Origin of the sequence: Mycolicibacterium alvei (genome assembly GCF_010727325.1) — a bacterium.
GTDB classification, from domain to species: domain Bacteria; phylum Actinomycetota; class Actinomycetes; order Mycobacteriales; family Mycobacteriaceae; genus Mycobacterium; species Mycobacterium alvei.
This window is the reverse complement of sequence record NZ_AP022565.1, coordinates 2,652,972-2,679,959: the sequence shown is the minus strand read 5'-3', so window position 1 is coordinate 2,679,959 and position 26,988 is coordinate 2,652,972. Positions and strand designations below refer to the sequence as shown.

The 26,988-nt window shown below is 64.0% G+C and carries 27 protein-coding genes and 3 pseudogenes; 21 read left to right on the top strand and 9 right to left on the bottom strand.

All coding sequences use genetic code 11. The features are described from left to right. Nucleotides 1-11 precede the first annotated feature (11 nt). Together G6N44_RS12830 and G6N44_RS12825 are read left to right on the top strand one after the other, a co-directional pair. Nucleotides 12-1,046: a patatin-like phospholipase family protein gene (locus G6N44_RS12830; protein WP_163664494.1), complete on the top strand. Its 1,035-nt coding sequence runs from the start codon at nucleotides 12-14 to the stop codon at nucleotides 1,044-1,046. Continuing rightward, nucleotides 1,046-2,137: a galactokinase gene (locus tag G6N44_RS12825; RefSeq protein WP_163664492.1), complete on the top strand. Its 1,092-nt coding sequence runs from the start codon at nucleotides 1,046-1,048 to the stop codon at nucleotides 2,135-2,137. Before G6N44_RS12830 ends, G6N44_RS12825 begins: the two co-directional genes overlap by 1 nt. Here G6N44_RS12825 and G6N44_RS12820 read toward each other — a convergent pair. The 4 genes from G6N44_RS12820 to G6N44_RS12805 form a co-directional block, all read right to left on the bottom strand. Beyond that, nucleotides 2,124-2,957, bottom strand: a complete 834-nt coding sequence (locus G6N44_RS12820; RefSeq protein WP_163664490.1) for an NYN domain-containing protein — start codon at nucleotides 2,955-2,957, stop codon at nucleotides 2,124-2,126. The two genes, G6N44_RS12825 and G6N44_RS12820, sit on opposite strands and share 14 nt — an antisense overlap. Nucleotide 2,958: 1 nt before the next feature. Beyond that, nucleotides 2,959-3,948 carry an ABC transporter ATP-binding protein gene (locus G6N44_RS12815; protein WP_163664488.1) on the bottom strand — a complete coding sequence of 330 codons (990 nt, stop codon included), beginning with the start codon at nucleotides 3,946-3,948 and terminating at the stop codon, nucleotides 2,959-2,961. Between the two features lies 1 nt (nucleotide 3,949). Next, nucleotides 3,950-4,999 carry an ABC transporter permease gene (locus tag G6N44_RS12810; protein WP_163664485.1) on the bottom strand — a complete coding sequence of 350 codons (1,050 nt, stop codon included), beginning with the start codon at nucleotides 4,997-4,999 and terminating at the stop codon, nucleotides 3,950-3,952. Nucleotides 5,000-5,364: 365 nt separating this feature from the next. Further along, nucleotides 5,365-6,345 carry an ERCC4 domain-containing protein gene (locus G6N44_RS12805; protein ID WP_163664483.1) on the bottom strand — a complete coding sequence of 327 codons (981 nt, stop codon included), beginning with the start codon at nucleotides 6,343-6,345 and terminating at the stop codon, nucleotides 5,365-5,367. Between the two features lie 95 nt (nucleotides 6,346-6,440). Between G6N44_RS12805 and G6N44_RS12800 the strand changes: the two genes are divergently transcribed. Next, nucleotides 6,441-6,761: a PASTA domain-containing protein gene (locus tag G6N44_RS12800; protein ID WP_163664481.1), complete on the top strand. Its 321-nt coding sequence runs from the start codon at nucleotides 6,441-6,443 to the stop codon at nucleotides 6,759-6,761. Nucleotides 6,762-6,844: 83 nt separating this feature from the next. Continuing rightward, nucleotides 6,845-7,774: an alpha/beta hydrolase fold domain-containing protein gene (locus G6N44_RS12795; protein ID WP_163664479.1), complete on the top strand. Its 930-nt coding sequence runs from the start codon at nucleotides 6,845-6,847 to the stop codon at nucleotides 7,772-7,774. A 772-nt stretch (nucleotides 7,775-8,546) separates the two neighbouring features. On the opposite strand, the gene G6N44_RS12790 is transcribed toward G6N44_RS12795, so the two are convergent. Then, complete coding sequence (locus tag G6N44_RS12790) at nucleotides 8,547-8,735, bottom strand: AbfB domain-containing protein (protein ID WP_163664477.1); 189 nt, start codon at nucleotides 8,733-8,735, stop codon at nucleotides 8,547-8,549. A gap of 51 nt (nucleotides 8,736-8,786) precedes the next feature. Between G6N44_RS12790 and G6N44_RS12785 the strand changes: the two are divergent. Then, nucleotides 8,787-8,921 (top strand): annotated as a pseudogene (locus tag G6N44_RS12785) (DUF732 domain-containing protein); the annotation flags it as partial. A gap of 12 nt (nucleotides 8,922-8,933) precedes the next feature. On the opposite strand, the gene G6N44_RS12780 reads toward G6N44_RS12785, so the two are convergent. Then, nucleotides 8,934-9,419 (bottom strand): hypothetical protein, encoded by a 486-nt coding sequence (locus tag G6N44_RS12780; RefSeq protein ID WP_163664475.1) that lies wholly within the window; start codon nucleotides 9,417-9,419, stop codon nucleotides 8,934-8,936. Nucleotides 9,420-9,655: 236 nt separating this feature from the next. Here G6N44_RS12780 and G6N44_RS12775 point away from each other — a divergent pair, with 236 nt between their 5' ends. From G6N44_RS12775 to G6N44_RS12760, 4 genes are all read left to right on the top strand, one after another. Then, the gene (locus G6N44_RS12775; protein WP_163664473.1) at nucleotides 9,656-9,985 is read left to right on the top strand and encodes a helix-turn-helix domain-containing protein; all 330 of its coding nucleotides are present in this window, start codon (nucleotides 9,656-9,658) and stop codon (nucleotides 9,983-9,985) included. Then, nucleotides 9,985-11,265 (top strand): type II toxin-antitoxin system HipA family toxin, encoded by a 1,281-nt coding sequence (locus tag G6N44_RS12770; RefSeq protein ID WP_163664471.1) that lies wholly within the window; start codon nucleotides 9,985-9,987, stop codon nucleotides 11,263-11,265. The genes G6N44_RS12775 and G6N44_RS12770 overlap by 1 nt, the downstream gene beginning before the upstream one ends. Before the next feature lie 19 nt (nucleotides 11,266-11,284). Continuing rightward, nucleotides 11,285-12,031, top strand: coding sequence for a Mut7-C RNAse domain-containing protein (locus G6N44_RS12765; RefSeq protein ID WP_163664469.1), 747 nt, complete (start codon nucleotides 11,285-11,287; stop codon nucleotides 12,029-12,031). Between the two features lie 593 nt (nucleotides 12,032-12,624). Continuing rightward, nucleotides 12,625-13,608, top strand: coding sequence for a C2 family cysteine protease (locus G6N44_RS12760; RefSeq protein WP_163664467.1), 984 nt, complete (start codon nucleotides 12,625-12,627; stop codon nucleotides 13,606-13,608). Nucleotides 13,609-13,686: 78 nt separating this feature from the next. Here G6N44_RS12760 and G6N44_RS12755 read toward each other — a convergent pair whose 3' ends face one another. Continuing rightward, a complete protein-coding gene (locus G6N44_RS12755; protein WP_163664465.1) occupies nucleotides 13,687-14,199 on the bottom strand; it encodes a hypothetical protein in 513 nt (170 codons plus the stop codon). Between the two features lie 151 nt (nucleotides 14,200-14,350). On the opposite strand from G6N44_RS12755, the gene arr reads away from it, so the two are divergent. From arr to G6N44_RS12710, 9 genes and pseudogenes are all read left to right on the top strand, one after another. After that, nucleotides 14,351-14,779, top strand: coding sequence for an NAD(+)--rifampin ADP-ribosyltransferase (gene arr / locus G6N44_RS12750; protein ID WP_163664463.1), 429 nt, complete (start codon nucleotides 14,351-14,353; stop codon nucleotides 14,777-14,779). 72 nt (nucleotides 14,780-14,851) lie between these two features. After that, a complete protein-coding gene (locus G6N44_RS12745) occupies nucleotides 14,852-16,270 on the top strand; it encodes an SDR family NAD(P)-dependent oxidoreductase (protein WP_163664461.1) in 1,419 nt (472 codons plus the stop codon). A 233-nt stretch (nucleotides 16,271-16,503) separates the two neighbouring features. Then, a complete protein-coding gene (locus tag G6N44_RS12740) occupies nucleotides 16,504-16,806 on the top strand; it encodes a WXG100 family type VII secretion target (protein WP_163664459.1) in 303 nt (100 codons plus the stop codon). A gap of 3 nt (nucleotides 16,807-16,809) precedes the next feature. Next, complete coding sequence (locus G6N44_RS12735; RefSeq protein WP_163664457.1) at nucleotides 16,810-17,097, top strand: WXG100 family type VII secretion target; 288 nt, start codon at nucleotides 16,810-16,812, stop codon at nucleotides 17,095-17,097. 3 nt (nucleotides 17,098-17,100) lie between these two features. Further along, a complete protein-coding gene (locus G6N44_RS12730) occupies nucleotides 17,101-18,345 on the top strand; it encodes a WXG100-like domain-containing protein (RefSeq protein WP_163664455.1) in 1,245 nt (414 codons plus the stop codon). A 26-nt stretch (nucleotides 18,346-18,371) separates the two neighbouring features. Then, nucleotides 18,372-19,241: pseudogene (locus G6N44_RS12725) on the top strand (IS5 family transposase). A 742-nt stretch (nucleotides 19,242-19,983) separates the two neighbouring features. After that, the gene (locus G6N44_RS12720; RefSeq protein WP_163664453.1) at nucleotides 19,984-20,529 is read left to right on the top strand and encodes a hypothetical protein; all 546 of its coding nucleotides are present in this window, start codon (nucleotides 19,984-19,986) and stop codon (nucleotides 20,527-20,529) included. Then, complete coding sequence (locus G6N44_RS12715; protein WP_163664451.1) at nucleotides 20,526-20,939, top strand: hypothetical protein; 414 nt, start codon at nucleotides 20,526-20,528, stop codon at nucleotides 20,937-20,939. The genes G6N44_RS12720 and G6N44_RS12715 overlap by 4 nt, the downstream gene beginning before the upstream one ends. Before the next feature lie 399 nt (nucleotides 20,940-21,338). After that, a pseudogene (locus G6N44_RS12710) lies at nucleotides 21,339-21,691 on the top strand (hypothetical protein); the annotation flags it as partial. Nucleotides 21,692-21,819: 128 nt separating this feature from the next. Here G6N44_RS12710 and G6N44_RS12705 read toward each other — a convergent pair. After that, complete coding sequence (locus G6N44_RS12705; protein ID WP_163664449.1) at nucleotides 21,820-22,659, bottom strand: HEAT repeat domain-containing protein; 840 nt, start codon at nucleotides 22,657-22,659, stop codon at nucleotides 21,820-21,822. A gap of 325 nt (nucleotides 22,660-22,984) precedes the next feature. Beyond that, entirely contained in the window at nucleotides 22,985-24,274 is a 1,290-nt protein-coding gene (locus G6N44_RS12700; RefSeq protein WP_163664447.1) for a DUF2786 domain-containing protein, read from the bottom strand. Between the two features lie 173 nt (nucleotides 24,275-24,447). Here G6N44_RS12700 and G6N44_RS12695 point away from each other — a divergent pair, with 173 nt between their 5' ends. The 3 genes from G6N44_RS12695 to G6N44_RS12685 are packed head-to-tail and all read left to right on the top strand — an operon-like array spanning nucleotide 24,448 to nucleotide 26,930. Next, nucleotides 24,448-24,786 carry a type VII secretion target gene (locus G6N44_RS12695; protein WP_372508211.1) on the top strand — a complete coding sequence of 113 codons (339 nt, stop codon included), beginning with the start codon at nucleotides 24,448-24,450 and terminating at the stop codon, nucleotides 24,784-24,786. A gap of 48 nt (nucleotides 24,787-24,834) precedes the next feature. Then, nucleotides 24,835-26,160 (top strand): hypothetical protein, encoded by a 1,326-nt coding sequence (locus G6N44_RS12690; RefSeq protein ID WP_235683018.1) that lies wholly within the window; start codon nucleotides 24,835-24,837, stop codon nucleotides 26,158-26,160. Then, a complete protein-coding gene (locus tag G6N44_RS12685) occupies nucleotides 26,148-26,930 on the top strand; it encodes a hypothetical protein (RefSeq protein ID WP_235683017.1) in 783 nt (260 codons plus the stop codon). Before G6N44_RS12690 ends, G6N44_RS12685 begins: the two co-directional genes overlap by 13 nt. Nucleotides 26,931-26,988: the final 58 nt, after the last annotated feature.

Here is a 26,988-nt window from a genome sequence, read left to right as displayed (position 1 = left end):
AAGCTGGAGGTATGGCTGCGAAACGTTCCCCGCACCGCGCTGACCTCGTGCTTTCCGGCGGTGGGGTCAAGGGCATCGGCCTGGTGGGTGCGGTCGTCGCGCTCAAGGACGCCGGGTACGCGATCGAGCGGATCTCCGGAACCTCGGCCGGTTCATTGGTCGGCGCCGTGGTGGCGGCCGCCGAGCAACGCAACGACCTGACCAGTGCGCAGCTGCGCGAGCTCGCCTTGGACGTGCCCTACCGCAAGTTCCGCGACAGCGGGCCGATCGAACGCATCCCGGTGCTGGGGACGGCGTGGGGGCTGCTGCGTGAGACCGGTGTCTATCGCGGGGATTTCGCCTACGACTGGATACGCAGTGAGCTGAAGAACCTGGGCGTCAAGACTTTCGGCGACCTGGCGATCAAAGACGACCATCTACTCCCTGAACGTCGCTACCGGTTCGTGGCCACGGTGACCGACGTGACGACCCAGCAATTGGTGCGTCTGCCCTGGGATTACCGACGTGTCTATGGCCTGGACCCCGACGAGCAACTCGTCGCCGACGCGGTGCGGGCCTCGATGGCGATCCCGTTCCTGTTCAACCCGGTCACGCTGAACACCGCTGCCGGAAAACCGTGCACGCTGGTCGACGGCGGGGTGCTGTCGAACTTCCCGATCGACTCGTTCGACCGTCCCGACGGTGCCGAGCCGCGCTGGCCCACCTTCGGGGCGGCCGTGGTGCCGTACCTGCCCGCGCCCTCGGCCGAGCAGCTCATCCCGGGGCTGGGGATGCTGCGCTGCGGCGAACCCTCTTTCCTGGAAAGTCTGCTCACCACCCTGCTGGTCGGTCACGACCAGGCCCATTTGAGCCTGCCGTGGGTGAAGGTGCGTGCGATCCAGGTGGATTCGACCGACGTCGGGGTGTTGGACTTCGACGTCACCCGCAACGAGGCTGAGACGCTGTACGACAAGGGCTACGCGGCGACGACGGAGTTCCTGTCCACCTGGGACTGGCCGGCCTATCTGGAACGCTTCCGCCGGGCCCACCAGGTGGATCCGCGCTAGTGCGGATCAGCTACTCCGCACCGGGCCGGATCAATCTGATCGGCGAGCACACCGACTACAACCTGGGCCTTGCGTTGCCGATTGCCTTGCCGCAGCGGACCTTTGTCAGCTTTGATCCGGATTCATCTCGTGCTCTGGAGGTTTCGAGTTCGTTGGGCGACGGGCCGGTGCGGATCGGTCTGGACACCGTGCCGGGGGAGCTCACCGGGTGGGCGGCGTATGTCGCCGGGGTGGTGTGGGCGCTGCGGACTACTGGGATCGCGGTGCCGGGCGGGACGATGACGATCACGAGCGAGGTGGAGATCGGGTCGGGGCTGTCGTCGTCGGCGGCGCTGGAATGTGCGGTGCTGGGCGCGCTGCTCACCGCGGCCGACGTCGAACTGGATCGCGTCGATCAGGCGCGGATTGCCCAGCACGCTGAGAACGAGTACGTCGGTGCGCCAACGGGACTGCTCGATCAGCTGACGTCGCTGTTCGGTGAACCCGGACAAGCCATGCTGATCGACTTCCGCGACGTCACCGTGCAACCGGTGCGCTTCGAGCCCGAGTCGTCCGGCGTGGCACTGCTGTTGATCGACTCCCGGGCCCGGCACGCGCACGCCAGCGGCGAGTACGCGGCCCGGCGGGCATCGTGTGAGCGGGCCGCCGCCGAGCTCGGGGTGGCCTCGCTGCGTGAGGCGTCTGTCGCCGCAGCGCTCACGGCGGTGAAAGATCCGGTCGATGCCCGGCGGGCACGTCATGTGCTGACCGAGAACCAGCGGGTGCTCGATTGCGTTGCCGCGCTGGCATCGGCGGATTTCGTGGCCGCCGGCGCACTGTGGAACGCGTCGCACGCCTCGATGCGCGACGACTTCGAGATCACCACCGGCCACCTCGATCTGATCGCTGAAACAGCGGTGCAGGCCGGTGCGTTCGGTGCACGGATGACCGGCGGCGGGTTCGGTGGCTGTGTCATCGTGCTGGTGCCGCAGGAGCGGGTGAAGGCGGTCGGCGAAGCGGTGTCGCGCGCGGTGTGTGCGGCGGGGTATCCGGAGCCGAGCATCACCAGGACGCACGCGGGTGGTGGCGCGGGGTCGGCTAACGCAACTTGACCATGCGCGTGGTCGAGCTCTCGTCCAGCTCGACGACATCGGTCCGTGACCGCAGGAAGTCGCTGAAAGACTTGAATCCCAAAGACCTCTCACTGAACGACGGATCCATCCGCTTCATCTGACCCTTGACGGCGGAGTTGTGCAGCCACTCGACGTCGTCTTTCTCCAGGCCGATCTGCAGCGCGCGGGTCAGCAGCGCGGTGGCCTGGGCCTGAGGGTCGGGTTCCTCCTTCTTGCGGGTTCTCCTCGGCTGCGTGGGTTCCGGCTCCGGTGTCAGCGTGGGGACACCGGGCAGCGAGTCGTAGACGACGAACTCGTCGCACGCGGCGGCCAGCACCCGGCTCGAAGATCCGGCCACCCCGATGCCGACGACATAGCGGCCCAGGCGTTTACACCGCTGGGCAAGCGGGATGTAGTCGGAGTCGCCGGCCACGATCACCACATGGGTGAGGTCAGGCAGGCGGAACATGTCCTCGACCGTGTCGACAGCCAGCCGGATGTCGGCGCCGTTCTTGCCGTAGGCGGCGGCGGGGAAGAGCTGCACCAAATCGACGGCGCGGCCGACGAGCTGCTCGCGGTATCCGGCGTTGAGGTCGGCCGACCAGTCCGCGTAGGCGCGGGTGAGTACCAACGTGCCGAAGGAGGAGGCGAAGTCGAGGATGGCACCGAGGTCGACGGTGGCCTTGGTGAGCTTGTCGGGTTCCAGGCCTTTGGCTTTGTCTTTCTGAAATGAGTTGCGGCCGTTGACCTGGTCGTAGCGGGAGATCACGATGTTGTCGAAGTCGAGGTATACCGCGACGCGGGTATTGAGTTCGGTCATGTCAGTCCTCGGTTTCGGGCTGCCCGATGAGATTGCGGGCACCGGTGGGGCCGAGCAGTTCCCGGAACGCCTGGATGGTGTAGCCGACGACGGTGGCGTCGGTCTTTGCGCGCGCGGTGGCGGACCGGGGCAGGCTGAACAGCGGCCCCATCTCCCCGAAGTAGTCGCCGGGCCCGACGACCTTGATGACTTCCTCGCCGCCGCTGGATAATTCGCGAACCAGGTCGATCTCGCCCTCGCTGATGATGTAGATCAGGTCGCCCATCTCGCCCTGGGAGAACAATACCTCGCCGGCTTCGATGGTAACGGTCTCGGTGTTCTGATGCTCGACGGCGACGTGCGGAACGAGCTCCACCACATGGTCGGCCAGCGGCAGGATGCGGGTGTCGTGGGTGGCGACGACGACGACGTGCTCACCGCTGGCGAGTTCCCGGATGAGTCGGAGCACTTCCTCGACCTGGATGAAATCCAGGTGTGCGGTCGGCTCGTCGGCCAGGATCAGCGGCGGATCGAGGGCGATGGCGCGAGCCACCGCGACGCGCTGCTGCTGCCCGCCGCTGAGATCGCCCGGGCGGTGGTGCAACCGGCTCTCCAGGTTGACCCGGGTGAGCAATTCGGTGGCGCGCTGGCGGGCTTCCCGCCGGGTCCGGCCCGCGGCGCGCAGCGGCACCATCACGTTCTCCAGCGCAGTGAGGCTGGGCACCAGGTTGAAGGCCTGGAACACGATGCCGACGGTGTCGCGCCGGTAATCCGAGAGCGCTTTCTTGTCGAGCGTCGTCACGTCGATGTCGCCGAACTCGATACGGCCCGCGGTCGGTTTGAGGATCCCGCCCAGGCACGACAGTAGCGTCGTCTTGCCGCAACCGCTGGGGCCCAACAGAATTGACAGCGATCCGGCGGGGACTTCGAGGTCGAGGCCGTCGATCGGGCGTACGGCGTAGCCGCCGCTGGAGTACTCCACGACGAGGTCTTTGACGAGCAAGTCGGCCATCTCAGGGACCTCGGAATGCCAGTGCCGGGTCGACGTTCACGGCGCGGCGCAGCCCGGCCACACTGGCCAGCAGGCCGACCACGACAGCCACGATCGGTAGCGCGACGAAGGCCACGGTGGGCACGTCGCAGCGCATCGGGAACAGCGGTCCGAGCAGCAGTGACAGCCCGGCGCCCAGCACCGCGGCCAGCAGCGCGACCGTCACGGCCTGCATCGCCAGGCCGGCCATGATGGAGCGGCTGGCCACGCCGACGGCCTTGAACACCGCGAAGTCGCGCGTGCGTTCCAGCGCGGACAGGTAGATCACCGAGCCGACGATCAACACCGCGACCGCCCACAGCAGGCCGGCCATCAGGCTCATCGCCTGGTTGGCTCCCCGCAGTGGGCGCACCATGTCGTCGACGGCGCCGGATCGGTCGACGATGCGGAACTCCGGTGGCGCCGCGCCCGGGGTGCCGACGATGCCGACCGAGGAGATCAGCTTCTGCCCCGAGAACAGCAGTTGCTGGGCGCCGGGGACCGTCAGGTAGATGTTGTCCTGGGCGGCCAGGGCGGTGAGGTCGTCGACCAGGCCGACGATGCGCAGTTTCGCCGCCCCGACCGCGACATCGGAGCCGATCGGCTGGTCCATCGTCGTCGATACCGCGACCTCGTCGGTCGCGCGCGGGGCCCGGCCGTCCTTCAACGGCGGCGCACCCGGGCCGGCGTCGGGCACCCCGAACACATTCACGTTGCGCGGGGTGCCGTTGTTGGGGATCGTCGAGGAGCCGTAGACGAGCGGGACGGCTGCGGTGACGCCGGGCAGGCGCGCGGCGCGCTGGACATCGGTGAGCGGCAGCGGTGCCGAGCCGAGGAACGGGCCCGCCGCGCCCGCCTTGATCATGAACGCGTCCAGGCCCAGCGCGTCGACACTGCGTTCGGCCTCGACACGGAAACCGTGGGCCAGGCCCGTCAACACCAACGTCATGGCAAAGACCATGCCGGTGCCGACAGCGGCGATCAGGAATCTTCGTCGCCGCCATTGCAGATCGCGTAACGCCGCCATCAACACGTCAGTGCCCTCCGCATCTCTGCCGACGTTACCGAGGTGGATGTTGCTGGTGGAGGTTATTGGGCAGAAGCTTGTGTTCGATCACCCTCGCTGACCCTCAGATCCTTGCGCAGGCCGGAGCACACCATCTGCCAGGTCCGCGTGCGGGTACGTGGCCGTAGGGTTTGCCACCGGTTCAGCTCCTGTGTCCCATTCGCGACGCTGTGACGAGCGTGCAGCTTTTCCGGCCAGAATTGCGAGATCGCGCCGAAACCCTGCACGTTCGCCACAGCACCGCAGCCACTACCCCAACCCGACATTCGTGCCGGTAGCTGTGGGTTCCTAGCGGTTCGCCGTAACCTTCCATTCGCGGGGCGATTGGAAGGTCAGTGGGCGTCCTGCCATGCTTGCCAGATGTCGGGGCGGAGTCGGCCGCGGTCGGGAACCGTCAGTCCGGCTTCGCGCGCCCAGGCGCGGACGTCGGCGGTGCTGGGTTCGGATGTCGGTGTGGCTTGATCAACGACGGCGACGTCGATTCTGACTTGTGAAATACGTTGCAGCGCAGCTTGTTCTGTGATCGCCCAGGTGTGTGCGGCCGCGAGGAATCGGTAGGTCCATTCCTCGGCGAGCTGGCGGGCCTCGCAGAACACGATCGGTACGTTCGGCCAGCGGACCTGCAGTTCGGCCAGCCCGTCGGCGACCACGGCGGGACGCACGCGGTCGAGTTTGAACAGCTGCGAATAGCGGTCTTCGACGACGACGGTCGCACGCGGCAGGGCGGCCAGGTCGGCGAGTTGATAGCGCAGTCGACCAGTGGTGAGGCTGGTGACCAGGTCGGCCAGGGATTTGCGTTCGACGCTGGCGACCAGCATCCCGTCGATAACCACGCCGTAATCGCCGCACGGCAGCGCCTGCTGCACGGTGGTGACCTGCTGGGCGCCGAACCGGTAGGCGTAGCGCTCGTGGCTGTCGATCACGATGTGCAGCTCGTCGATGCCCTGGGCCCGCGCTGTCGGGGTCCGCACGTTCGGACGCGCCTGCTTGCGGGTGCGCGGCGACTGCCAGAACACCGCGTCCCGGCCGCGGGCGGTGGTGAACACCAGTTGGGAGCGGTTCTCCCGGGACCGCTGCAGGATGACGTCGATGGATGCACCCCGGCGCTGCGACGACCGCAGGGGGAGTCGTTCGACGATCACCGCGTCGGTCGGCCACTCATCAAGGCCGACCGGGTGGCAATACAAGGCCTTGGCCCGAGGCCATGTCCCCGACGTCCGAAACAGCAGGTCACCACCGGGTTGCGGAATCCTCAGCAGGTAGGGTAGCCGCGAGTCTTCGTCCGGATTGAGGGCTATCACCATCTCCGCCACACCCCGAGTCTGCCGGTGTCGGTGCGGGATTGACCAGTGCGGGTTGTCGGTGGCTGGTGCAACGATGCGCGGTTCACTTCAAACAGGAGGTTGATATGAAGCGGGTATTGCTGGCGGTTGCCGGTGTGGTGGTTGTTGCTCTGGCGACGAGCCCGGCGGCGGTGGCGTCGCCGTCGTGGACCATGCCGAATCTGATCGGGATGGATCTGCAGGGCGCGCAGGATGCGATCCAGTCGTTGACCCGCGGTGAGGTGTGGTTCAGCAGTTCGACCGATCTCACCGGGAAGGGCCCGGCCCAGATCAGCGACCGCAACTGGCAGGTGTGCAGTTCGACGCCGCCGCCGGGGACGAAGTTCTCTGCGTCGACCGAGATCGACTTCGGTGTGGTGCGCATCGACACCGAGACGTGCCCGTGAGGGTGTGACTCATGGGGCTCGAAGGCGTGGCTCCGAGCCCCATTCGCCCTCGTTCTGGCTGGGATTGCGCTGATAATCCCCAGGTGAGTCCTCGTGCGCGGTTCCGGCACCGATTCCTGGCGAAAGCCCTGTTGCTGAGTCGGCTGCGCAACTGGACGCTGCGGCCGGCGATGATCGACCGGTTGGCCGCCGGGCCGCCACGCCAACCGTATGCGGGGCTTCCTCCGAAGCGGGTCTTCAAGAGCGTCGCCGTCACCCGCAGCGACATCGACGGATGGCCGGTCTACGAGATCAGTCCCAAGCTGTCCGAACCCGCGGTCGTTGACGGTCACGTGCTTTATCTGCATGGCGGGTGCTACGTCGCCGAATTCGCACCGGCCCTGTACTGGCCGTTCCTGGCCAAGATGTCGGTCCTGGTTCGTCGCACTATCACTGTGCCGATCTTCCCGCTGACGCCCGAGTACTCGTACCGTGACGTCTATCCGCTCCTGTTGAATGTCTACCGCCGAATCCTCGGCAGCCATGACCCGAAATCGATTGTATTCATGGGTGATTCGGCTGGTGGAGGTTTGACTTTGGGATTGTGCCATGCCGGCCGGGATGCCGGCTTGCCGCAACCGAGCGATGCGGTCCTGCTGTCACCGTGGTTGCATGCCGGGTTACCCGATCCAGCTGTGGCGGCTGTGGCCAAGCTCGATCCGGTCCTCAACCTCGAGTTCTTGCATCGGGCCGCACGGCACTTCGCCGGAGGCGATTCACTCGATCATCCGTTGTTGAGCCCGGCGGTAGGTTCGCTGACCGGGTTGCCCAAGATCACCGTGTTGACGGGCACCCACGACATGCTTAATCCCGATGCGCGAGCATTTCGGCGACGTGCACAAGCCGACGGTATCGAAATCGGTTGGTACGAACTCGACGAGGGCATTCATGGCTGGATGGGGTTTTCCGTACTGGGGCGTGATGCGGACGACGCGTGTTACTACATCCGTGATGTGCTCAGGCGCCGATGCTGATCCGACCGGCCACATTGGCACCGGCAGCGGGAAAGATATGTGATTTCGAAACGTGACACTGCCGGTGATATCAGCTGTGCCGAGCGCCAGGTCAATTGAACGCAGTGCTGCCAGCTACGGCGTGCGTCGTGCTGATGAGCTTCGCGTAGCAGTGATTCCGATCGAAGCCATGGTCGCTGCACCAGGACAACGTCAACTCGTTGTCCCACGCAACGCCTTGGTTGATGACTCCCGGTCGTTTGGAACTCAACTGCGGCACCCATCGGTCGGCGCCCTGGGTGCTCACGACGGTGTGGTCCCCCAACGAGATCTGGCGTAGTTGTGCGGAACTGGACACTTCAGGGTTTCGGGTCGCCGTCGGCATGTACGACGGGGGCGGCGCCGTCTTGTGCACCCCAGTCGTGAATCGGCACGACGTGGGCCTCCTCCAATCGTGCCGCCGCCTACAACTCACGGAGGAACCGGGTCCGGAACTGCGCATCGTGTGCCGTGATCATGGTGGTCGCGAGCGTTGCCGCGGTCAACGTCCACGGCGACGACGCGGTGCTTCCGGCCATCCTTCTCGATGTGGCGGCGAGGCTCGGTGTCGCGCAGGTTCCGTAAGCGGCGTGCGGGTGGCGATGGTACCGAGAAAGGTCGGTGAGCTGAAGGCGTTGGAACCCAGCCAGTTTGGCTGTCGCTACCCCCAGCGCATTCCGTTCAGCGGCTTGTTCATTCGGAACGTCGCGTCCTGATAATCCAAAGGGGACGAAACTTCTTCGGCATAGATCTGCTAGCCACGGTGCCGGATGTAGCGGTCTGGATACGTCAACGATCGGAACGATATCGCATTGGGGTCGATGAGCCCCTTCTCGATGACGAACATCGAATTAGCCCGAACCTCAGCCACCACAGCAGGTTCCATGCGCTCGGGGTTGAAGCCTTTCGTGATGATCGAAAAGTCGCGCCACGTAGCTATCATCAGCACAAAGCCAGGAGTCAAGATGCGTAGCTGGCCTTGTTGACCGTAGGCCTCCGAACTTTCCCCTTCTCGTTTCAGGTCACCGAGGGTGAAGATCAGTACGTCGTGTCCGTGAGTCGGCGAGGCGACATGAGTTACTCGTTCGCCAGTTTGAACGCCAACGGCGTGTCGCTGGTGCTGGGGTGAACCCGGTGCGGGCTACCCGGACGGGGTCAACTTGATCGCAGCGAGGTGCTCACGATCGACCGCCTCGGTGAACTCGTCCAGCGTGGGGATGCGCTGATCGCGGAACGTCAACCCCATCATCCGCTGGGCGCGTTTGACGCCGTAGGACTCGGCGCAGCGCCAGAACAGGTCGGCGACGGTCGCGCGGTCCTCGATGAGTTCGCCGCGCATGGTCGTCGTCTGGCCGTCGTGGAGGACTTCGGCGGTGGCGCCGTCGCGGAAGTTGTGCTTCCACCCGGCGTCGGTCATCGCGTAGAGGGTGTTGTCGATACGGTGTGCGCTCAGCGGAATCGCATACTGTCGTCCGGTCTTTCGACCCCGCACGGTCAGAACCATGAACTGGTGGCGTGCGGCGCCGGCGATCGGCGTGCGCAGCACGAACCGCAGGGCCGGGTTGACGACGCGCAGCATCGCTTTCGGCGGATGAGCCACGGATACCGCGGGTAACTGCTCTGTCATGACTTCACGCTAGGCCGATTGTGCGACGTTGCCCAGGGTGCCGGTGGTTGCGCGGGTTGGGGCGATTGCCGACCTCGGCGAGGCTTCGGAACGTGATCTCGTCGGTGATGTCACCGCACTCGGGTCGGTCAATTCTGGACCCCTGAAATGCGGAAAGTGGTAGAACGACCTCTTTTGTAAAAGATGTCGAGCGACTACAATTCGAAATGTCGGCGAACGACTACAGGGAGTGGGGCATGCAAGTCAAGACAATGGGCGACGTCGGTGCGCTCGTCCGTTCTGCTCGCACGGCTCGCGGAATGACTCAGGCTGAGCTGGCCGCACAACTGCGCATGAGTCGAGACTGGGTTGTTCGGCTCGAGAAGGGGCATCCCCGGCTCGAAGCGCAACGCGTGCTCGATGCACTTCGCGTCGTCGGTGTGAGTCTGGAGGCGACCGCGCCGGAGGTGACGTCCAACGCTCGCAAACGTACCCGGAAGGAAGCTCCCGAGAAGCCCAAGCCGGAGGGAACGGCTCCCGTGACCTCTGATCCGTTCGACGCGCTGTTCGGCACGAGGAAAAGGTGATGGCGGACAGGACGTTGGGGATCTACCTAGACGGGATCCCGGCCGGCACGGTGACACAGTCTGCCCACGGAGCTCTGCGTTTCACCTACGACGACGAGTACGCCGCCCAGGCTGACCCGACACCGTTGTCGCTGTCCTTGCCTGTCTTGTCGAATCGGCATCGGGACAAGGCTATTCGATCTTATCTTGAAGGCCTGCTTCCGGACAGCGAAGGTGCGCGACAGCGGTGGGGACGCGAATACAACGTGTCACCTAACAATCCCTTCGCCCTGCTCGCCCACGTCGGGCGCGACGCAGCCGGCGCGGTGCAGATTCTCCCGCCCGATGCCGATCCGGCTGATGCCCGCGCGCGGACAGGTGACATTCAATGGCTCAGTGAGACTGAGCTCGCAGATCTCGTCCAGGTGCTCGCCACTCATCAATCCGACTGGGACCCAGGAAGGTTCGGTGGCAGGTGGAGCCTCGCCGGCGCGCAACCCAAGGTCGCGCTGTTCCGGGACCCGCAGTCCGGGCGGTTCGGGATCCCGCGAGATTCGACCCCGACGACCGTGATCGTCAAGCCTGCAATCGCCGGCTACGCACGGCACCACATCAACGAGACGCTGTGCCTGCGGGCTGCACGTGAAGTCGGGCTGCTCGCCGCCGAATCCGCGGTGATGGAAATCGGTGACGTCCAGGTATTGACCTCGACGCGCTATGACCGCCGCTATGACGGGACCACCTGGCACCGGGTCCACCAAGAAGACATGTGCCAGGCGCTGTCGGTCCACCCCAGTCTGAAATACCAGTCCGACGGAGGGCCCGGGGTCAGTGATATCGCTGACCTTCTCAACAGGCTCCCGATCGAGGACCGCGCTGTGAACGCCGAGCGCTTCTTCAAAGCACTGTCCTACAACGTCCTCATCGGCGGAACTGACGCGCACGCGAAGAACTACTCGCTCGTCCTCATCGGGTCACGGGCCCAGGTGTCGCCGCTGTACGACGTTGCTTCGGCCGCGCCATACGAACAGCGCGAGCGCCTCCACTCTTCGATGAAGATCGGTGACCACTGGAAAATGCTCGACGTCACCACTTCCGATTGGAGCAAGGTCGGACGTCGTCTCGGGATTCCCGCGGACCAGGCCGTGGCCTGGGTGGACGAACTGCGCAGGGATCTTCCTGGTGCGTTGGAGAGTGCCGCAGCGGCTCTGCCGGTGAGCGTGCAACCTGCGGCAGAACGCATGGCGGAGCGGATCGTTGAACATGTCACCGGGACATGGAGGCCCAACCTGGACCGCTGAACAGCGCGAGGATGGAGATATGGAGGGTTTCGTGACCGTTCGGGCCTACGCCGAGCTCAACGACTTCGTGGAAGCGGACTCGCGAGGCCGGGTCGTGCGCCGTCCCTGCCAGAGCCATCAGACCGTCAAGGATGTCCTGGAGGCAATGGGTATTCCGCACACCGAGATCGATCTGATCCTCGTCAACGAGGACCCGGTGAGTTTCGATCACCGCCCGGTAGTGGGCGATCGCATCGCGGTGTATCCCATGTTCGAGGCGCTCGACATCGGGTCCACGGCACGATTACGGCCAGAGCCGTTGCGGCATCCGCGGTTCGTGATCGACGTCAACCTCGGCTGGCTGGCCCGATTGCTCCGGGTGCTCGGGTTCGACGTGTGGTGGTCGAGCGACGCCGACGATCAGGCACTGGCCGGTATCAGCGTGGATCAGCGGCGGATCCTGCTGACCCGGGACCGTGGCCTGTTGAAGAGGCGGGCGATCACCCATGGCTTGTTCGTTCACTCTCAACAGTCGGAGGAGCAGACGCTGGAGGTGATGCGGCGGTTGGATCTGCGACGGCGGGTTGCGCCGTTCACTCGGTGCGTGCGATGCAACGGCGCGCTGGCGGCTGTGGCGAAGGAGCAGGTTATCGACCAGCTTGAGCCGTTGACCCGGCGGTATTACGACGAATTCAGTCAGTGTACGGACTGTGGGCAGATCTACTGGGCCGGCGCACATTTCGAACGGTTGACCCGTCTCGTCGACAGGTTGCTCGCGCAGCTCTGACCGGTGCGCTTGCTTGGAACCTTCCGAGCCGGGAGCGTCCACCCAGACATGTGGGCGACCAATTGAGGTAGTCGGCTACGCATGCCCAGCACGATCGCCCGGTCGCCCGGTCGAGGCTGGATGGCGAAACCCACCGTCGCACCAGGGGAGGCACTGCGATGACCACCACAGAGGTCAACAAACCCATCACGAGACGCAGGACGAAACCAACCGATCAGCCCCCTGCGGCGCTGGCGCCCAATGCCCGAAGCCCCTACGCACTCGCGGAGTTCACCGTTGGACATCCGATCGACTGGTCTACTGTCGACGACCGGAAAGGCGTGCTCGAGGACGTCTTTGGGATGCCCTATGCCGAACTGTTCGATCCGCGGCACGGGTCGCCGCTGTTTCTGGGATCTCGCCTTGACGTGGACGGGATTCTTCGGCCTGAAGACATTGCAGCGCCGGAACCTCCTACACTAGTGCGCGATTCGGAGCGATTGGAGAACCGCGAGGATTTCGTACCCCGGGTTCTGCGCGATATCGAACCGCTGGTCGGTCGGTTTGACACCGTTCGCCTGCGGTCGATTGTTCCTACCCGGGGTGGGGGATGGATGGTCGAGATCGCGGGGCCGCGGGACGGTTCCGGGATATTCATCGACAAGGTGTTCACCCATGGCATGCTCGACGCGCTGATCAACTTGGGCGTTTTCGTCACCGGGTGGACGCCTGACGGCGCCGAATGGACCGACACTGGTCGGTTCTACAACGAGGCTGCCGAATACTTCGATCCGATTCAGGGCAGCCTCGGCGACTGCGGTTTGATATCCGCACTGTCATCGGTGGCCTGGACATTGCCCTACACATTCGCCCAGCGCTCGCGGGCCACGGGCACGGACAATCAGCAGTTCAAGAACCAATTCCGGTTCACCGATCCCAGCACTGGTGTGGCCAGCCTGGTCGAGGCCACCGAACGGATCCCGGTGTGGGCAAGCACCTCCACACCGCTCTATGCCCACTCATCTGAGCCTGGCGAGACGTGGCCGGCGCAATTGGAGAAGGCGTACGCAAAGTGGATCACCGGGACCACGAACGATCGCCCCGACATGACGTCGTTGAACGGCAGCGTCTGGCCGGACGTGGCGACGGCAGTGCTGACCGGACGGCGGCCGCAACGCACCGCTACCGCTGGGCAGACCACCGCCGCGATCACCAACCTCGTTAAATCGCATTGTGTCAACGGTCGCACCGTCGATCCGATGACTGCGTGGACGTACCAGACGGAACCCGAAGGTGTGAATTACGCTGACGCGAATATCGTTGCCAACCACGCCTATTCCGTGTTGGGCTGGGTCGGCGCTCCTCTACTTCTACCGTTCCGTAGATCGCTGCGGCCGGTCCTGAGGGTCCAACTGGACTACGTGATTCTCCGCAATCCGTGGGGTGACACCGAGGGCACCAACCCGTTGGTCAACTCGGTTTCGTTGCGGGACATCGGGTTCACGCGAACGCTGGATCTCTCCGTCGATGACGGGGTTTTCGCCATCGACTTCAGTACGTTCCAGCGGTACTTCACGGCCATCGGCGTGGCGGTATGAGGCCGATGTCAGATTCGTAAGCGCGGGAACGTGGCTGGCAGTTCTTCATGACCGAAAGTAGGGGCCGGCGCGCTGGGTTTACGGCGGATCCGCATAGCGACGGGGTTCAACCGTTGGCTGGTCGCCGTCGTGGCGTACTTCGGCAGCCGGCACCGAGGTCGGGTTGTGTCGGTAGATCGCCGGAATATCGGACAGGGCCTCCGGCAGACCGTCGGATTGGCCGCCGCGCCAGCGGATGATGCCTGGATCCTTACCCGGTTGCGGTGAGAGCGGTCCTGCCCATCCCTCCTCGAAATCGAGCATGTAGTAGTACAGCGCTGGGTTGTCAGTGTCGTTCCACCGACCGGTGTCGATGGGGGATTCTCTGGTGTCGCGGACCAAGCCCCACGTGATATTCAACGGCGGCGCTTGATACACCACGTAGATCATCGGACCGGCCGTCCAGGCGTGGGAAACACGAAACACGCGATGCCCCGGCTGGTCGCCACCGGTGTGTTTGCCGTTCTCAACGGCGATGTGCCGCAGTAGTTTTTGCAGCACACCGGCTGCGAACTCGTGCGCAGCCTGGGTGGGATCAGTTGATGGGCACATTGCTGTTCCTCCTTCCGGGTGGGCGGCCGTATCGTGACACATGCGGGCACACCCAAAGATCGCGGCCAGTGTGGTCGGCGCAACGCTTGCATATCGGCATGGTGCAGCACGTGCATGTCGGGTCCATGTACACGGCGAAGATGGAGATGTTGTGACGAACAGGCCGACACCGTTTGAGGTGCATGAGTCCGGTGCGCTGTTGCACGGCACCAAGGCCGACCTGGCGGTGGGTGACTACCTGATGCCCGGACGCGAGTCGAATTACGAAGCCGGCCGGATCATGAACCATGTGTACGTCACCCGCACCTTGGATGCCGCGGTGTGGGGAGCGGAGATGGCCGTTGGCGAGGGGCGGGGCCGCATCTACATCGTCGAACCCGAGGGTGCGCTGGAGGACGACCCGAACGTGACCGACAAGAAGCTTCCGGGAAATCCGACCCGCTCCTACCGGACCCGCGAGCCGGTGAGAGTCGTCGGTGAGATCACCGACTGGGTGGGGCATTCACCCGAGCAGCTGCAAGGCATGCGGGACACCTTGGCTGACCTTCGGCGGCGAGGGTTGGACGTCATCTACGACTGATATCTACCGGTTCGCGCACGGTCGCCGGTTCGCTCGATAAGGGAATATGTACACCCCCCGTACCCTTTCATCGTGAACGCGATCGATCCCGACCAGCTCAGCACCTGCCTGCGGGTGCTGTCCGAGGTGGAGGCGCTGCCGCCCGAGCATCCCGATGCCGTTGCTGTGCGGCGGGCCACTGCGAAGATGTTCAAGGCGGTGAAGAAGACCCGCCGAGACGCCAGACGTGACGCGATCGCGGCCGCTGACCGTGCGGTCATCGCCGCCACCGCCACGGGTGCGCCGGGACGGATCGACGACGAGACCCAGGGTCTGCCGCTGGTGTCCGCCGCGGTCGGGGCCAGTGCGGGCACACTGCTGCGCTCGCGGGCCTGCTACATCTGCAAGAACCATCACACCGTGGTCGACGCGTTCTACCACCAGCTTTGTCCGGACTGCGCCGCGGTCAACCGGGCCAAGCGCGATGCCCGCACCGACTTGACCGGGCGCCGAGCCCTGCTCACCGGCGGGCGGGCGAAGATCGGCATGTACATCGCGCTGCGGCTGTTGCGCGACGGCGCGCACACCACGATCACCACCCGGTTCCCCAACGACGCGGTGCGGCGCTTCGCCGCGATGGAGGACAGTGCGGACTGGCTGCACCGGTTGCGGGTGGTGGGTATCGACCTGCGTGACCCTGCGCAGGTGGTTGCCCTTGCCGACGAGGTCGCTGCGCAGGGACCGCTGGACATCCTGATCAACAACGCGGCGCAGACGGTGCGCCGCCCGCCCGGCTCGTATGCCGCGCTGGTCGAGGCCGAGCGCACCCCTCCGCCGGCGTTGGTGGACGTGATCACCTTCGACCATGTCAGTGACGCCCACCCGCATGCCCTGGCCGGGAGCCTCGGCGAGCACCCGTCGGCGCACGCGCTCACCGAACTGGCCCTGACCGCGCGCAGTGCCTCGCCGGAGCGAATCTCTGCCGGGACTGCCATCGATGCAGGTGGGCTGCTGCCCGACACCGCGTCGGTCAACAGCTGGACCCAGCGCGTGCACGAGGTCGACGCGATGGAGCTCCTCGAGGTGCAGCTGTGCAACCAGACGGCGCCGTTCATTCTGGTGAGCCGGCTGCGCCCGGCGCTGGCCGCCTCGTCGGCCCGACGCAAGTACGTGGTGAACGTGTCGGCGATGGAAGGCCAATTCGGCCGCGGCTACAAGGGCCCCGGCCATCCGCACACCAACATGGCCAAGGCCGCGTTGAACATGCTGACCCGCACGAGCGCGGGGGAGATGCTCGAACAGGACGGCATTCTGATGACCGCCGTCGACACCGGCTGGATCACCGACGAACGCCCGCACCCGACCAAACTGCGGCTGGCCGAGGAAGGCTTCCACGCACCGCTGGATCTGGTGGATGGTGCTGCGCGCGTCTATGACCCGATTGTGCGGGGGGAATTGGGCGAGGACCTCTACGGGTGTTTCTTGAAGGATTATTCGCCGGCCAGTTGGTAGGGGCTCTCCCGAACTTCTTCGCCCCGGTCGCCCACGTGGTCGTTCTGTTTCTGATGCGACGATCTTCGGTTGCTTCGAGCCAGGAGAAATAGTCCGGTGTCGTGGACCTGCGTCGGTTTTGAGCAGGTGTCCAGCAACTTCACAGGAGATCGCCAGGATGTGCCTGAGATGATTGCTGTAGGTGCGATGGGCCGGCATGGCTCTTGATGGATAGAGCATCTTGAGGGGGAGAGATGGCCGATCTGCAGGTGACACCGGAAACGTTGCGACAGGTGTCGACGGAGTTCGCGACGGCAGCGCAGCAGCTACACGCGAGTTTGGGATCGCTCGACAGCGAGGTCGCACAGATGCTGGGGCCGAGTTGGACCGGCAGTGCGGCGTCGGCCTACGACGCGGTGTGGCGTGAGTGGCATGAGGGCTCGTCGAAGGTGCTTGACGGGTTGACGGCGATGTCGGACCTCTTGGCGTCGGCTGCAGCGCGGTATTCGGGCACTGACCGAGACGGTGGCGTGACCATCGCAGGAGCGGGCATCTAGAGCATGGGTGCATTCAAGGTGGATCCGGCGGTGTTGTTGGCCGCTGCCGATCGGATGTCGCAGTTCGAGCAGCACATGGAACAGACACTGGCGCAGTTGGCGGCCATCGAGCACCAGTTGGGTGCGACGTGGGATGGCGAGGGAGGGCAGGCGCAGGCCGGCGCTCAGCAGCAGTGGACCGAGGGCTCGGCCGAAATGCGACGGGCGTTGGCCGATTTGCGCACGATAGCTGAGGGCGCGCACGAGAACTATCACGGTGCCGCGCAGTTGAATCTGCGCAACTGGGGTTAGTCGGTGGGCGGTTATGAGGTCGATCCGGCACAATTGGCCGTATCGGGCAAAACTGTTGGCGCGCAAGGTGATGCGCTGATCAAAGCACTGACTGCGTTCGATTCTGCATTGTCGGGATCGGGTTTGATGTGCGGTACCGACGCGGCGGGCATGGCGTTCTTTGCCGACTACCGCAAGGGCGGGCAGTCGGTGATCTCGGCGGCCGAGTCGGCGGTGAATGCGCTCCGTAATGTCGGCTATGGAGTGGAGGTGTCGGCGCACAACTATGCAGTCGGCGACGCAGCCTCGACCGTCGGCGGTGGCCACGAATCGATTCCGGTTCCAACCGAACCGGCCAAGTACTCGGCATCCGGGGTATCGGGACAGTCGGGGCCGGAAATCCCGGAACCCAGTTTGTGGTCGATGATCCAGCCATTCGTGAGTCAGTCCTGGCCGAACGGTAACCCGGAAACCATGTGCGAGGTCGCGGCTGCGTGGCGTGGGCTCGGTACTGCCATATCGACGGCGTCGGGCGACGCCGGGGACTGCCTATCGAGTGTTTCCGGCCATGACATTCCCGAGTTGACGAGTATCACCGATGCGCTGAACACGTTGACCAATGGCACCAAAAATCTTGCCGGCAAATGCACTTCGATGGCTGAAAAGCTGGAATCCTTCGCCGGCGAGGTACAAAGCTCGCAGGACGCGATCCGAGATCTGCTGCACCGGTTGAGTGCATCGGGAATTTTGAGCGAGATCGGGAAGATCTTCAGCGGACACAACCCAATTGACGATCTCAAGGCGATCGGCCACGACATCTCGGAGATCCTGCACACCCTGAGCCGCGAGTTGGACGCCGCCGCTTCGGGGTTCCAGACACTCATCGATGGTATGGACGGACTGGTCCGCGAATTCGAGGCTTGGGACCGCAAGGAGTTCACCCGGTTCTTCGGCAATGACGTCGGCAACGCGCTCGCCAACACCGTCAACGCGCACACGCAAATCGCTGAGGGCGTAGTGAAGTCGGGGCTGGAAGTCGGGCAATCGGTTCCGGCGATGCTCGCCCACCCGGTGGACACCGCGAAGGGCATCTGGGACATCGACAAGAATCTGGCGGAGTTTTTCAATCCGCTGGGCCCGGTGTTCGATCGGCAAGGGCAGAAGGAGGCTGGCGACCACCTCCTCGATACTGTCAAAGGTGTTGTGGATTACAAGGATTGGTCGAGCGACCGCCCTTTGGTCGGTCTAGGGCGTGTCTGCTTAATGTGAACAGTGTTGTGACTGATGCTGTTTAGGTGATACGTACAGGTGTGATTTCTGATGAGTTGTGGTCGGCGATCGAGCTGCCCTCCGCCCGACGGCGGGGCCGCCCGTGGAATGATCATCGCCTGACGCTGGAAGGCATTATCTGGCGTTTCCGCACCGGATCACCGTGGCGCGATCTACCCGAGCAGTTCGGTGCCTGGCAGTCGGTAGCCGAACGACATCTGCGCTGGTCCACCGATGGGACCTACACACGGATCTTCGCAGCGATCGCTAACGATATTGATGACACCGACGCTGATCTGGCCGAACTGCTGCTGTCGGTGGATTCGACCAGCGTACGTGTGCATCAGCATGCTGCTGGTGCACGCCCGGGGCGGCACACAGGGGGATCTATCGAATTACAAGAAGTACCCCGACGAGCCTGACGACCACGCCATTGGACGTTCCCGGGCGGGTTGACCACCAAGATCCATGCGCTGGCCGACCAACGATGCAGTCCGGTCGCCATGGTGCTGTCGGCTGGCCAGGCCGGCGACAATCCGATGCTATGGCCACTGCTGGACCTGCTTGCCGACACCGATATCAACACGTTCCGCCTGCTGGCCGACAAGGCCTATTCGCACGACTCGACCCGGGCGCGGCTACGCCAGCTGAAGATCGCGCACACCATCCCCGAACGCAGTGATCAGATCGAACGCCGCAAAGCCAAGGGCAGCAAAGGCGGACGGCCACCAGCATTCGCCGGGCGAATCTACAAGCATCGCAACACCATCGAGCGGTGCTTCAACCGCATCAAACACTGGCGAGCCATCGCCACCCGCTACGACAAGTACGCCCTTTCATACCTCGGCGGAGTCACCCTGGCCGCGATCATCACCTTCCACCGAGTCCGCAATTAACAGACACGACCTAGGCGACAATCTCGGGAATATCGCGCAGGTATTGCTCCCCGGGGTGGGAGAAGCCAAGGCCGGTGTCACAGCCGGGAAGGTAGGGGAGGAAAGCGCCCGAGCAGCGCGCGCCGAGGGGGCTGCGGCCCGCGGAAGCCTGAGAGCGCTCGGCGAAACCAGTGGTAAAGAGATCGCCGACCAGGCCGGCAAGATCGGCAAGGACCTCGACGGGTTGGGTGCCAAGCCGGTCGAGGCGCCCAAGGCTGAACCGGTGGCGCGGCCGGCGGACTCGGGGCCAGCACCGGGGGCGAATCCCGCGGTTGACGGCCGAGCGGCGGGGGACGCTGGTGCTGGGAAGGCCCCGGTTGACGCCGGCGCTCGGCCGGGCGGGGAGCCCGTGCCCACCTCGCATGGGCCGGGGGCGTCACCACATGGCTGGGAACCGCATGGGGCGGGTGCCGTGCCACACAGCGGAGAAGCATTGCCGCCAGCGGGTGCGCATGCTCCCGGTGGATCCACGACCGACGCTCCACACGGCGATGGATCACATCCACAGGCGCCGGCGAACGCGTCGGCGGGTGAATCCACACCGGGTAGCTCGGTTCCGCATGAGGCACCGGCTCCGCAGGCGATGGCCGAGGCGCACGCCGGTGGCGGTTCGCACGGTGGTGACCATGGAGGGGCTTCGCATGGTGGAGGTGACCACCAGGCGCCTCATGCTTCGGGCGACCAACATTCACCAGGGAACCCTGTGACGCCCACGGGTAGTGATCATCAGCCGTCCACGCTTGGCGCGCCCACCCCGTACGCGCCAGAAGCACCCGACGTCGCGTCCCAACTCAACGGCGCTTTCGCGAACGGGCATCCGACAACCGATCTCGTCCGCCAGGTCGCCGACCTATCGACACACCAATTCGGCGACGCCGACCGCGTGGTCCTAGGTAAATGGGATGGGCAGGACGGTGGCTACATCGGAGAAGCGAGACACCACGGCGGCACCTTCTTTGATACAGGAGATGCGGCGTGGGATGCGGTTGAGCACGGGCTCCCTGAGGCTCAGTCGAAAGCTCTAGGCTGGCAGATCAATGAACAGTTCCTGCGCAGCCAGATGGAAAACCACGTCGGCCGGATTGATTACATTCTCGACCGAGGAAAATACTCCTCACTTGAAGATATGGCAATCGAACGCCCAGGTTCGTTCTCTGCAATGGAGGTAGAATTCCTGAATAAATATGCCGCGTCTTACGGGTATCAACGAGTCGGTGACTCTTGGGTGTACGTGAAAGATGGAAGATGACGACGAATTTTCGTGAACAAGTTCAGGCTACAGTGGGCCCACTGCTGGATGAACTTGGTTTCGCGTTCGATGGATACGATGACAGTCCTGACAGAGGTGGCAGTCGGCACATTGTCTATTACCGTTCTGGAGACTGCAAAGTGCAGATATACACGTCATCCAGGGAAGGCGAAGTAAACTGCATGATCGCTCCCTTGGCTGCCCCTAACGAATTCGGGATGCGCGCGGATAAGTGGCAGTACTTCACACGTTTCGCGAAACGTCCAGATCTGCCGTTGGAGGAGTTGATGCAGGCGGCGCGAGCGGAGTACGAATCATATTCGAATCCACTGGAGTGGGTGCGCGACCGTATCGCGAATAACTATGAACGCGCGCATGCCGGGATTCTGGAGATGTACGGCAATCCTTAGACCTGCGCGCGCTAGTTTCCACTTGCGTCAATGGCCGCCGCGGAGAAACCGCGTGGACGGGGGTGGCTCACGAACTGCTTTGGCGTCGAGCCGCGCATAGTGCGTGTAGGAAAGGCTATACGGATATGGCCCGAATGTAGATGTATTCCTACGCGGCGTCGGGGGGCAGATGCGTAGTGCGGCCGGCCATCGGGCGCCAATCGAACAGGCTGCTCTGGGCATCTATGTGGTCGCACTGTTGCCGTGCCCACTGTCGGATCGACGCGTTGGAGTCGTTCTGCGCCAGTGGGCAGTCGCTCTCGACGTCCGGTGCAGCCTGTCCAAGGCCGCAGTCCGAGGCGTCTGATGCGCCGAGGCCAGTGCGACGCTCAGTATGCTCTGGGCCTCCTCATCATCCGGATGGATGGCCAATTCGCCGCGGTTACAAGGGGCCAGGCCATCCGCACACCAACATGGCCAAGGCCGCGTTGAACATGCTGACCCGCACGAGTGCGGGGGAGATGCTCGAACAGGACGGCATTCTGATGACCGCGGTCGACACCGGCTGGATCACCGATGAACGCCCGCACCCGACCAAGCTCCGGTTGGCCGAGGAAGGCTTCCACGCACCGCTGGATCTGGTGGATGGTGCTGCGCGCGTCTATGACCCGATTGTGCGGGGGGAATTGGGCGAGGATCTGCATCTGCACCGTCGAACACGGGTCATCGTTTGCCGCCGGTTCAGGTCCAGCATCCCCTTCGGGACGCTGTGACGAACGTGCAACTCTTCCGGCCAGAATTGCGCAACCACGCGGAAACCCTGCACATTCGCCACAACACCGTCGAGCGTCTCTTTGCCCGCGGCAGCGTCAACGCGGGCAGGCCCGAGTGAGCACACCGATCAGGTCAGGCGTTCCATGGCGCGGCGCGCGTACCGGCGAGTGGCCGGAGAGCTGTCCTTCAGGTGGGGTTCGATCAGGTGGCGTACCCCGGAGGCGTTCATCTTGATGAGTGCCGGAATCACGATGTTCGCCCAGCGGTCAAGGTAGGGCAGCACGGTGTCGCGGGACTGGGGCGTTTTCACTTTGCCGAAGTACGCGGTCAGGAAGAACTTGTCGCTGCCGTCGTCGAGTTCGCTGAACACCTCGACGATCCGGTCGAAGTGGCGGACTGTCGCGCTGCGAGCCAGCACCTGCCCCGCAGCGCCTGAACACGGCGATGCGCGAGGTGGCCGTCGACGGATCTGGTCGGTTGCCACGTCGATGACGCGCTGGTTTCCGCGGATTGCCGGGTCGTTGAGGCGGTGGAGCAGCCGGCCACGGATGAGTTCACGGTGGCGGGTTTCCGGCCCGGGGATTCGTTCCTCGAGATGCTCCAGCCAGTCGAGAAGCACCGGAATGGCCTTCGGAACGGTGCGCTGCGGCAGCTGATTGACTGTGTAGCAACGGAATCCGACTGCGGCCAGATCCTGCATCAGTCGCCGGTCGAATCCGTCCTCACCGTGCCGATACTGGGCCGGTACGTCGTCCATCCAATCGTCGCCTTCGGGCATCCCCAGATAATCGGTCGTCGGTTCGGGCCGTTTGGGCTTCTCCTTGCGGGCCTTCCGTGCCGCAGCTGCCGCATCTTTTTCGACCGGGCTGGACGACTCGATCTCGGTGATGCGGTGGCGGAGGCGGGCAATCGCGTCGTCATCGCGGCTGCCCCGCAGTTCGTCGGGTGCGCCGGAATCGACGGGCATGGCTTCCCTTCAGGTCGGTCACCTGATGCTAACCGGGGCTGAGAGAACGTCGTGACGGGAATTCCACATCAATTGAATGCAGTGCTGCCGGACACGGCGTGAGTCGTGCCGATGAGTTTCGCGTAGCAACGATTCCGATCAGAGCCGTAGTTCCGGCACCAGGCCAATGCTCCACTCGCGTCTTCGTAGGCGAGTTTTGCTTCCGGAGCGCGGGTTTCGACGCTGACGTCCTACAGGTTGTTGAATGACGCCTGGCATTCCACGCGGAGTCAGACGAACATCCTCTCGGTCGGGACTGCGCTGTTGTCTCACAGGTGAATACGCATCACCCTGCGATCGGACGACGCACATCCAGCTGCGCACGGTCTGCTGCAATTCGTCCGGCCGCCCATCCAGCACCGCTGGAAGCCAACATTTCACGGGGAACCGTCGCTGGAAAGAGCCGGTTGGTGAGGTCATCGGTGGCCTGGCTGCGTGCTGCCAGTACCGGAAGTAGCGTTCCGCGATCCACTTCGGTGGCCACCGTCGCAGAGGTGGCGGTGAGGCGTTCACCGATGCGGGTGGCGTAGGAGAGCAGAAACGATTGGCGAAACGAGCGTGTCCGGGTCTGTCCGCCGCGGCGGGTTTCTCGGCCCGCGCGCAGCATCGCCCGGGTGGCCTGGACCAATAGCGAAGTAGCGAGCAGTTCAACCAATTCTAGGTCGCACTCGGCCCCGACGACGGCGACGAACCCGATCTTTTCCGCGCACACCATGCGGCACCGGTTGGCCGTTGCCACGGACTGCACCAGTGCCGCCTTGGCGCTGACGTAGGGGCTGTCGATCCAGATCCGCCGAGCGATGGCCTCCGCTGCGCGACCACGCTCGTGATCTCGAATCGCGTGGTGCAACGAATACCTGCTCATCAGCTCTTGCGCCTTGGCCGAAAGGGCTTCAGCTTCTTCAGGAAACTTGGTGGCCTCTGCCTTGGCCAGCAGCCCGCGCACCCGGCTGAGCGCTTTCGCGTCGGCCGTACTCACTGCGACAGCGGAATGCTGGTGCGTGCCGGGCGGCGGCAGCAACGGTTCCAGGATCGGCAGGGTTCCCAGAAGCCGCAGTAGCTTCAACACGACCGTCAATGCTGCGCGATGGTCGACAGCATGTCTGTCGGCCCAGTCCGACATCTGCGGAGTGCCGTGATCGATCCTCGCGGACAACGCGGCGAGCTCGGCGCGCCATCGGGGGTGCAGCGCGGTCGCGGGATAGCGCTGGGACTCGCGAACGACCGACTCGTCCAGATAATCGGTAGCCGATGCGTCGAAACGGCGACGCGCGAACTCGTGGAGGTCATTCGGCGACCAACCCGCCTCCCACGCCCTGTTGATGGCGCCAGTCATGGCGCCGTCGGCGGCAAGGTCAAGATCGTGTGCCCGGCCAGAGAACCCGTCGAGTAACTCAGCGGCGTGGAATTCCGCGTCGTGGTCGGGACACATCGCGTAGTGGTGCAACCCTGCGATGAGCTGGTCGAGTATCACGACCCGGTCGGGCTCGGGATCGGTGTGCCAGCGTTTCTGGTGGGTCGTTGCGCGGCGGCTCTTATGCTTGGCGGCGCGCTTTTGGCGGTTGCGGCGGCTCATGTTCGGATTCTGGTGGAAGGGTCTGACATTGAGTGACGTCTGCTGTGTCACCGCACCGTGCGCCAGCCTTGGACCCGGGAACGTACGAATCGCTGCTCGTCAACGGCAGCTGAAAAGCTGATCAGCCGTCGGCAGCATGGGGGCTCGCCCGGTGGAAACTGGTGCATAGCGCGGTGGCCGTCATCGGTGACAATGGCTATCGGCACATGCATTCGGGGAGGTCGATGATGCTGGTGGATCCTGAGGTCCTGAGGACCTTGGCTAGTCAGGCAGATGCCGCAAGTTCGACGATTTCTTCTGCAGACGTCGGTAGCAAGGCAACGTCGGCGGCAGATGGCCTTCCAGGTTCAACCACGCAGTGGGCCGCACGAACCGTCGGTGAGCACTTCTCGAATGCGGCCATCAAGCTCGCCGACAACGTCACCAAAATGGGGCAGGCTGTCCGTGGCGCGGGCGATGCTTTCGAGGTGGCGGATGACGCGCTCGCGAGCAACTTCGACGGATTGTTCTAGCCGATGTTGCCGTCTCGTCCCACCTTGATTGGTTGGAATCCAGACTCCTTGACCACGTCCGCAGCTGCGATCAAGTCGGCTGCGGGATCCGTCTCGGGTGCGGTAAAGGGAATCAATCAATCGTGCCAGGAAATGCCCGCGATGAAGTCATGGTCGGGCCGTTCCCATGAAGCGGCCGCTGCGATGTTCACCCGTGCAGAGCGTGATGCCGTCAAGTTTTCTGGATACGCCAACGCTGTGGCGGCTGCGCTTAGCGGCGGCGCGGAATCGATCGGGAGTGCGCGCAGCACGTTGATTGCGAAGGCTGATGAGGTCGACTCCGGGCCGCTGAATGTGTCTGATCAGTGGGTGGTACTTGTTGACCCGGCGTTCATGTCAGAGGAGGAGATGGCCAAGCTGCAGGCGCTGGCGTTAGAGGAGCAGGGAGTTATCAACCGCATGCTGATCGCGGTCGGTGACGCTGACGATGCGACTGCAAACGCTGTGGTGGCGGCGGGCCACGAGTTCGGGTACATCGAGCCAAGGCCGGCAACTGATCTCGGCGGGTTGCTGCTTCCAACGGCTCAACGGCCCCCCGATCAGGTACCTGACCCGAGGACCGTGCCGGGTGTGATGGGTCAGGAGGCGATCCGGTCTGCCGATGAGCAGATGCATGTCCGCGAAATCATCGAATCGACCAACAAGAACGGCGAGGAGACGAAGACGGTCATCAAACAGGACGGCAGCAAGGCGGTGACCACGCGAATGGATCCCTTCGATTGGCCGAGCAAACAGAACTTCTACCAGATCGAGGAGTTCGACAAGAACGGTGAGCGGGTGGCGACGACGAGTTCCTGGCGCGATGCGGGTACCGACACCGACTACACGTCGATCACCTATGCAAATCAATCGAATCTCTTGATGTCCAGGGACTCGTCCGGGCACCGGAGTGCTAGCTTCACCCCGCCGGCGGGGCAACCGAGTAAGGTGCCGGTCGACTTGATCGACAGAGTGTCGCTGGTCACCGGCGCGGGGATGTCTGGGTTGGAAAAGCACATCGGACACGGTGGTTCGTTGCCAATGGTCACTGCGGAATCAGTCGAGAGCATCGGCAAGACCATGAAGTTCGGTGGTCCGGCGTTGTCGGTGGCGACTACGGTGTTCGATTTCGCGATGGCAGAGTCGGACAAGGACAGATGCATCGCTCTCGTCGCGGGCGCCGCAGGTGGTGGTGGTGCTTGGGGGATGGCGGAAGTCGGCGCGGCGATCGGTGCTTTCGGCGGGCCCGCTGCACCTGTCACAGTCCCGGTTGGCGCTGTAGTTTTCGGTCTTGCCGGAGGACTCGGCGGCTCCGGAATGGGTAAGTTCGTCGGGGAGGTCCTGTGTCCGAACTGAACCTTCCCGAGCCGACGAGCTGGGCGAAGGCTGGTCGGCTACCTGTGTGGGCGATCGTGGGCGCTATTGCAGTTCTCGTTTTCATGGTTGTTCAGGGCGTTCTGGCCACGATTCGCGGTAGTTACTTGACATCTGTTGTCGTCTTCGGACTGCTCGCGTTTCCGGCGCTGTTGTGCTTAGCGTTGCTGCTGGCATCGGCTGGGCGGACGAGAGCTCGAACAACCAGCGACGGGACCGGATTCACCCTGTGGCCCGACAAGCGGTTCAGCGTGTTGTACTTCTCCGGACTGACGCTGCTGGTTCCATCGGGAGTTCTCTTCGCGATCTTTGTGCCGCGAGGCGCCGTCGACATTTCGATGTCGCGTGGGATGCAGATCTTCTCGCCCGCGTTGATGATGGCGGGCGTAGCGTTTGCGATCGCCGGGTTGATAGCCGGATGGCGGCGCGGAGGGGTCGGCTACCTCAAGTTAACACCCGCATCGGTCGAGATCGCTGATGCGATCAAAACCAGGGCAGTGGAGTGGGATGACATTGTCGACATCAAGGATCATTCGGAGACCAAGGACGGCAAAAAGGCCGGCAGATCAGTGGTTCTGTGCCTGCGCGATGGCGGCGAGAAGGTTATCGGCGGCCTGAATATCTATGTCCCTACGGGCGTCGCGCTGTACTGGTTAGTCCGGCACTACTGGCGGCACCCTGAGGACCGGACGGAGTTGGTGGACTCGCGGGCTCCAGAACGGTTGCGCGACGGACGATTTGATCTCGGGTAGGCATTCATAGGCTGACCGGTATCCGAGGCCCGGCGATTTCGGTGGCGCACAAATCGGC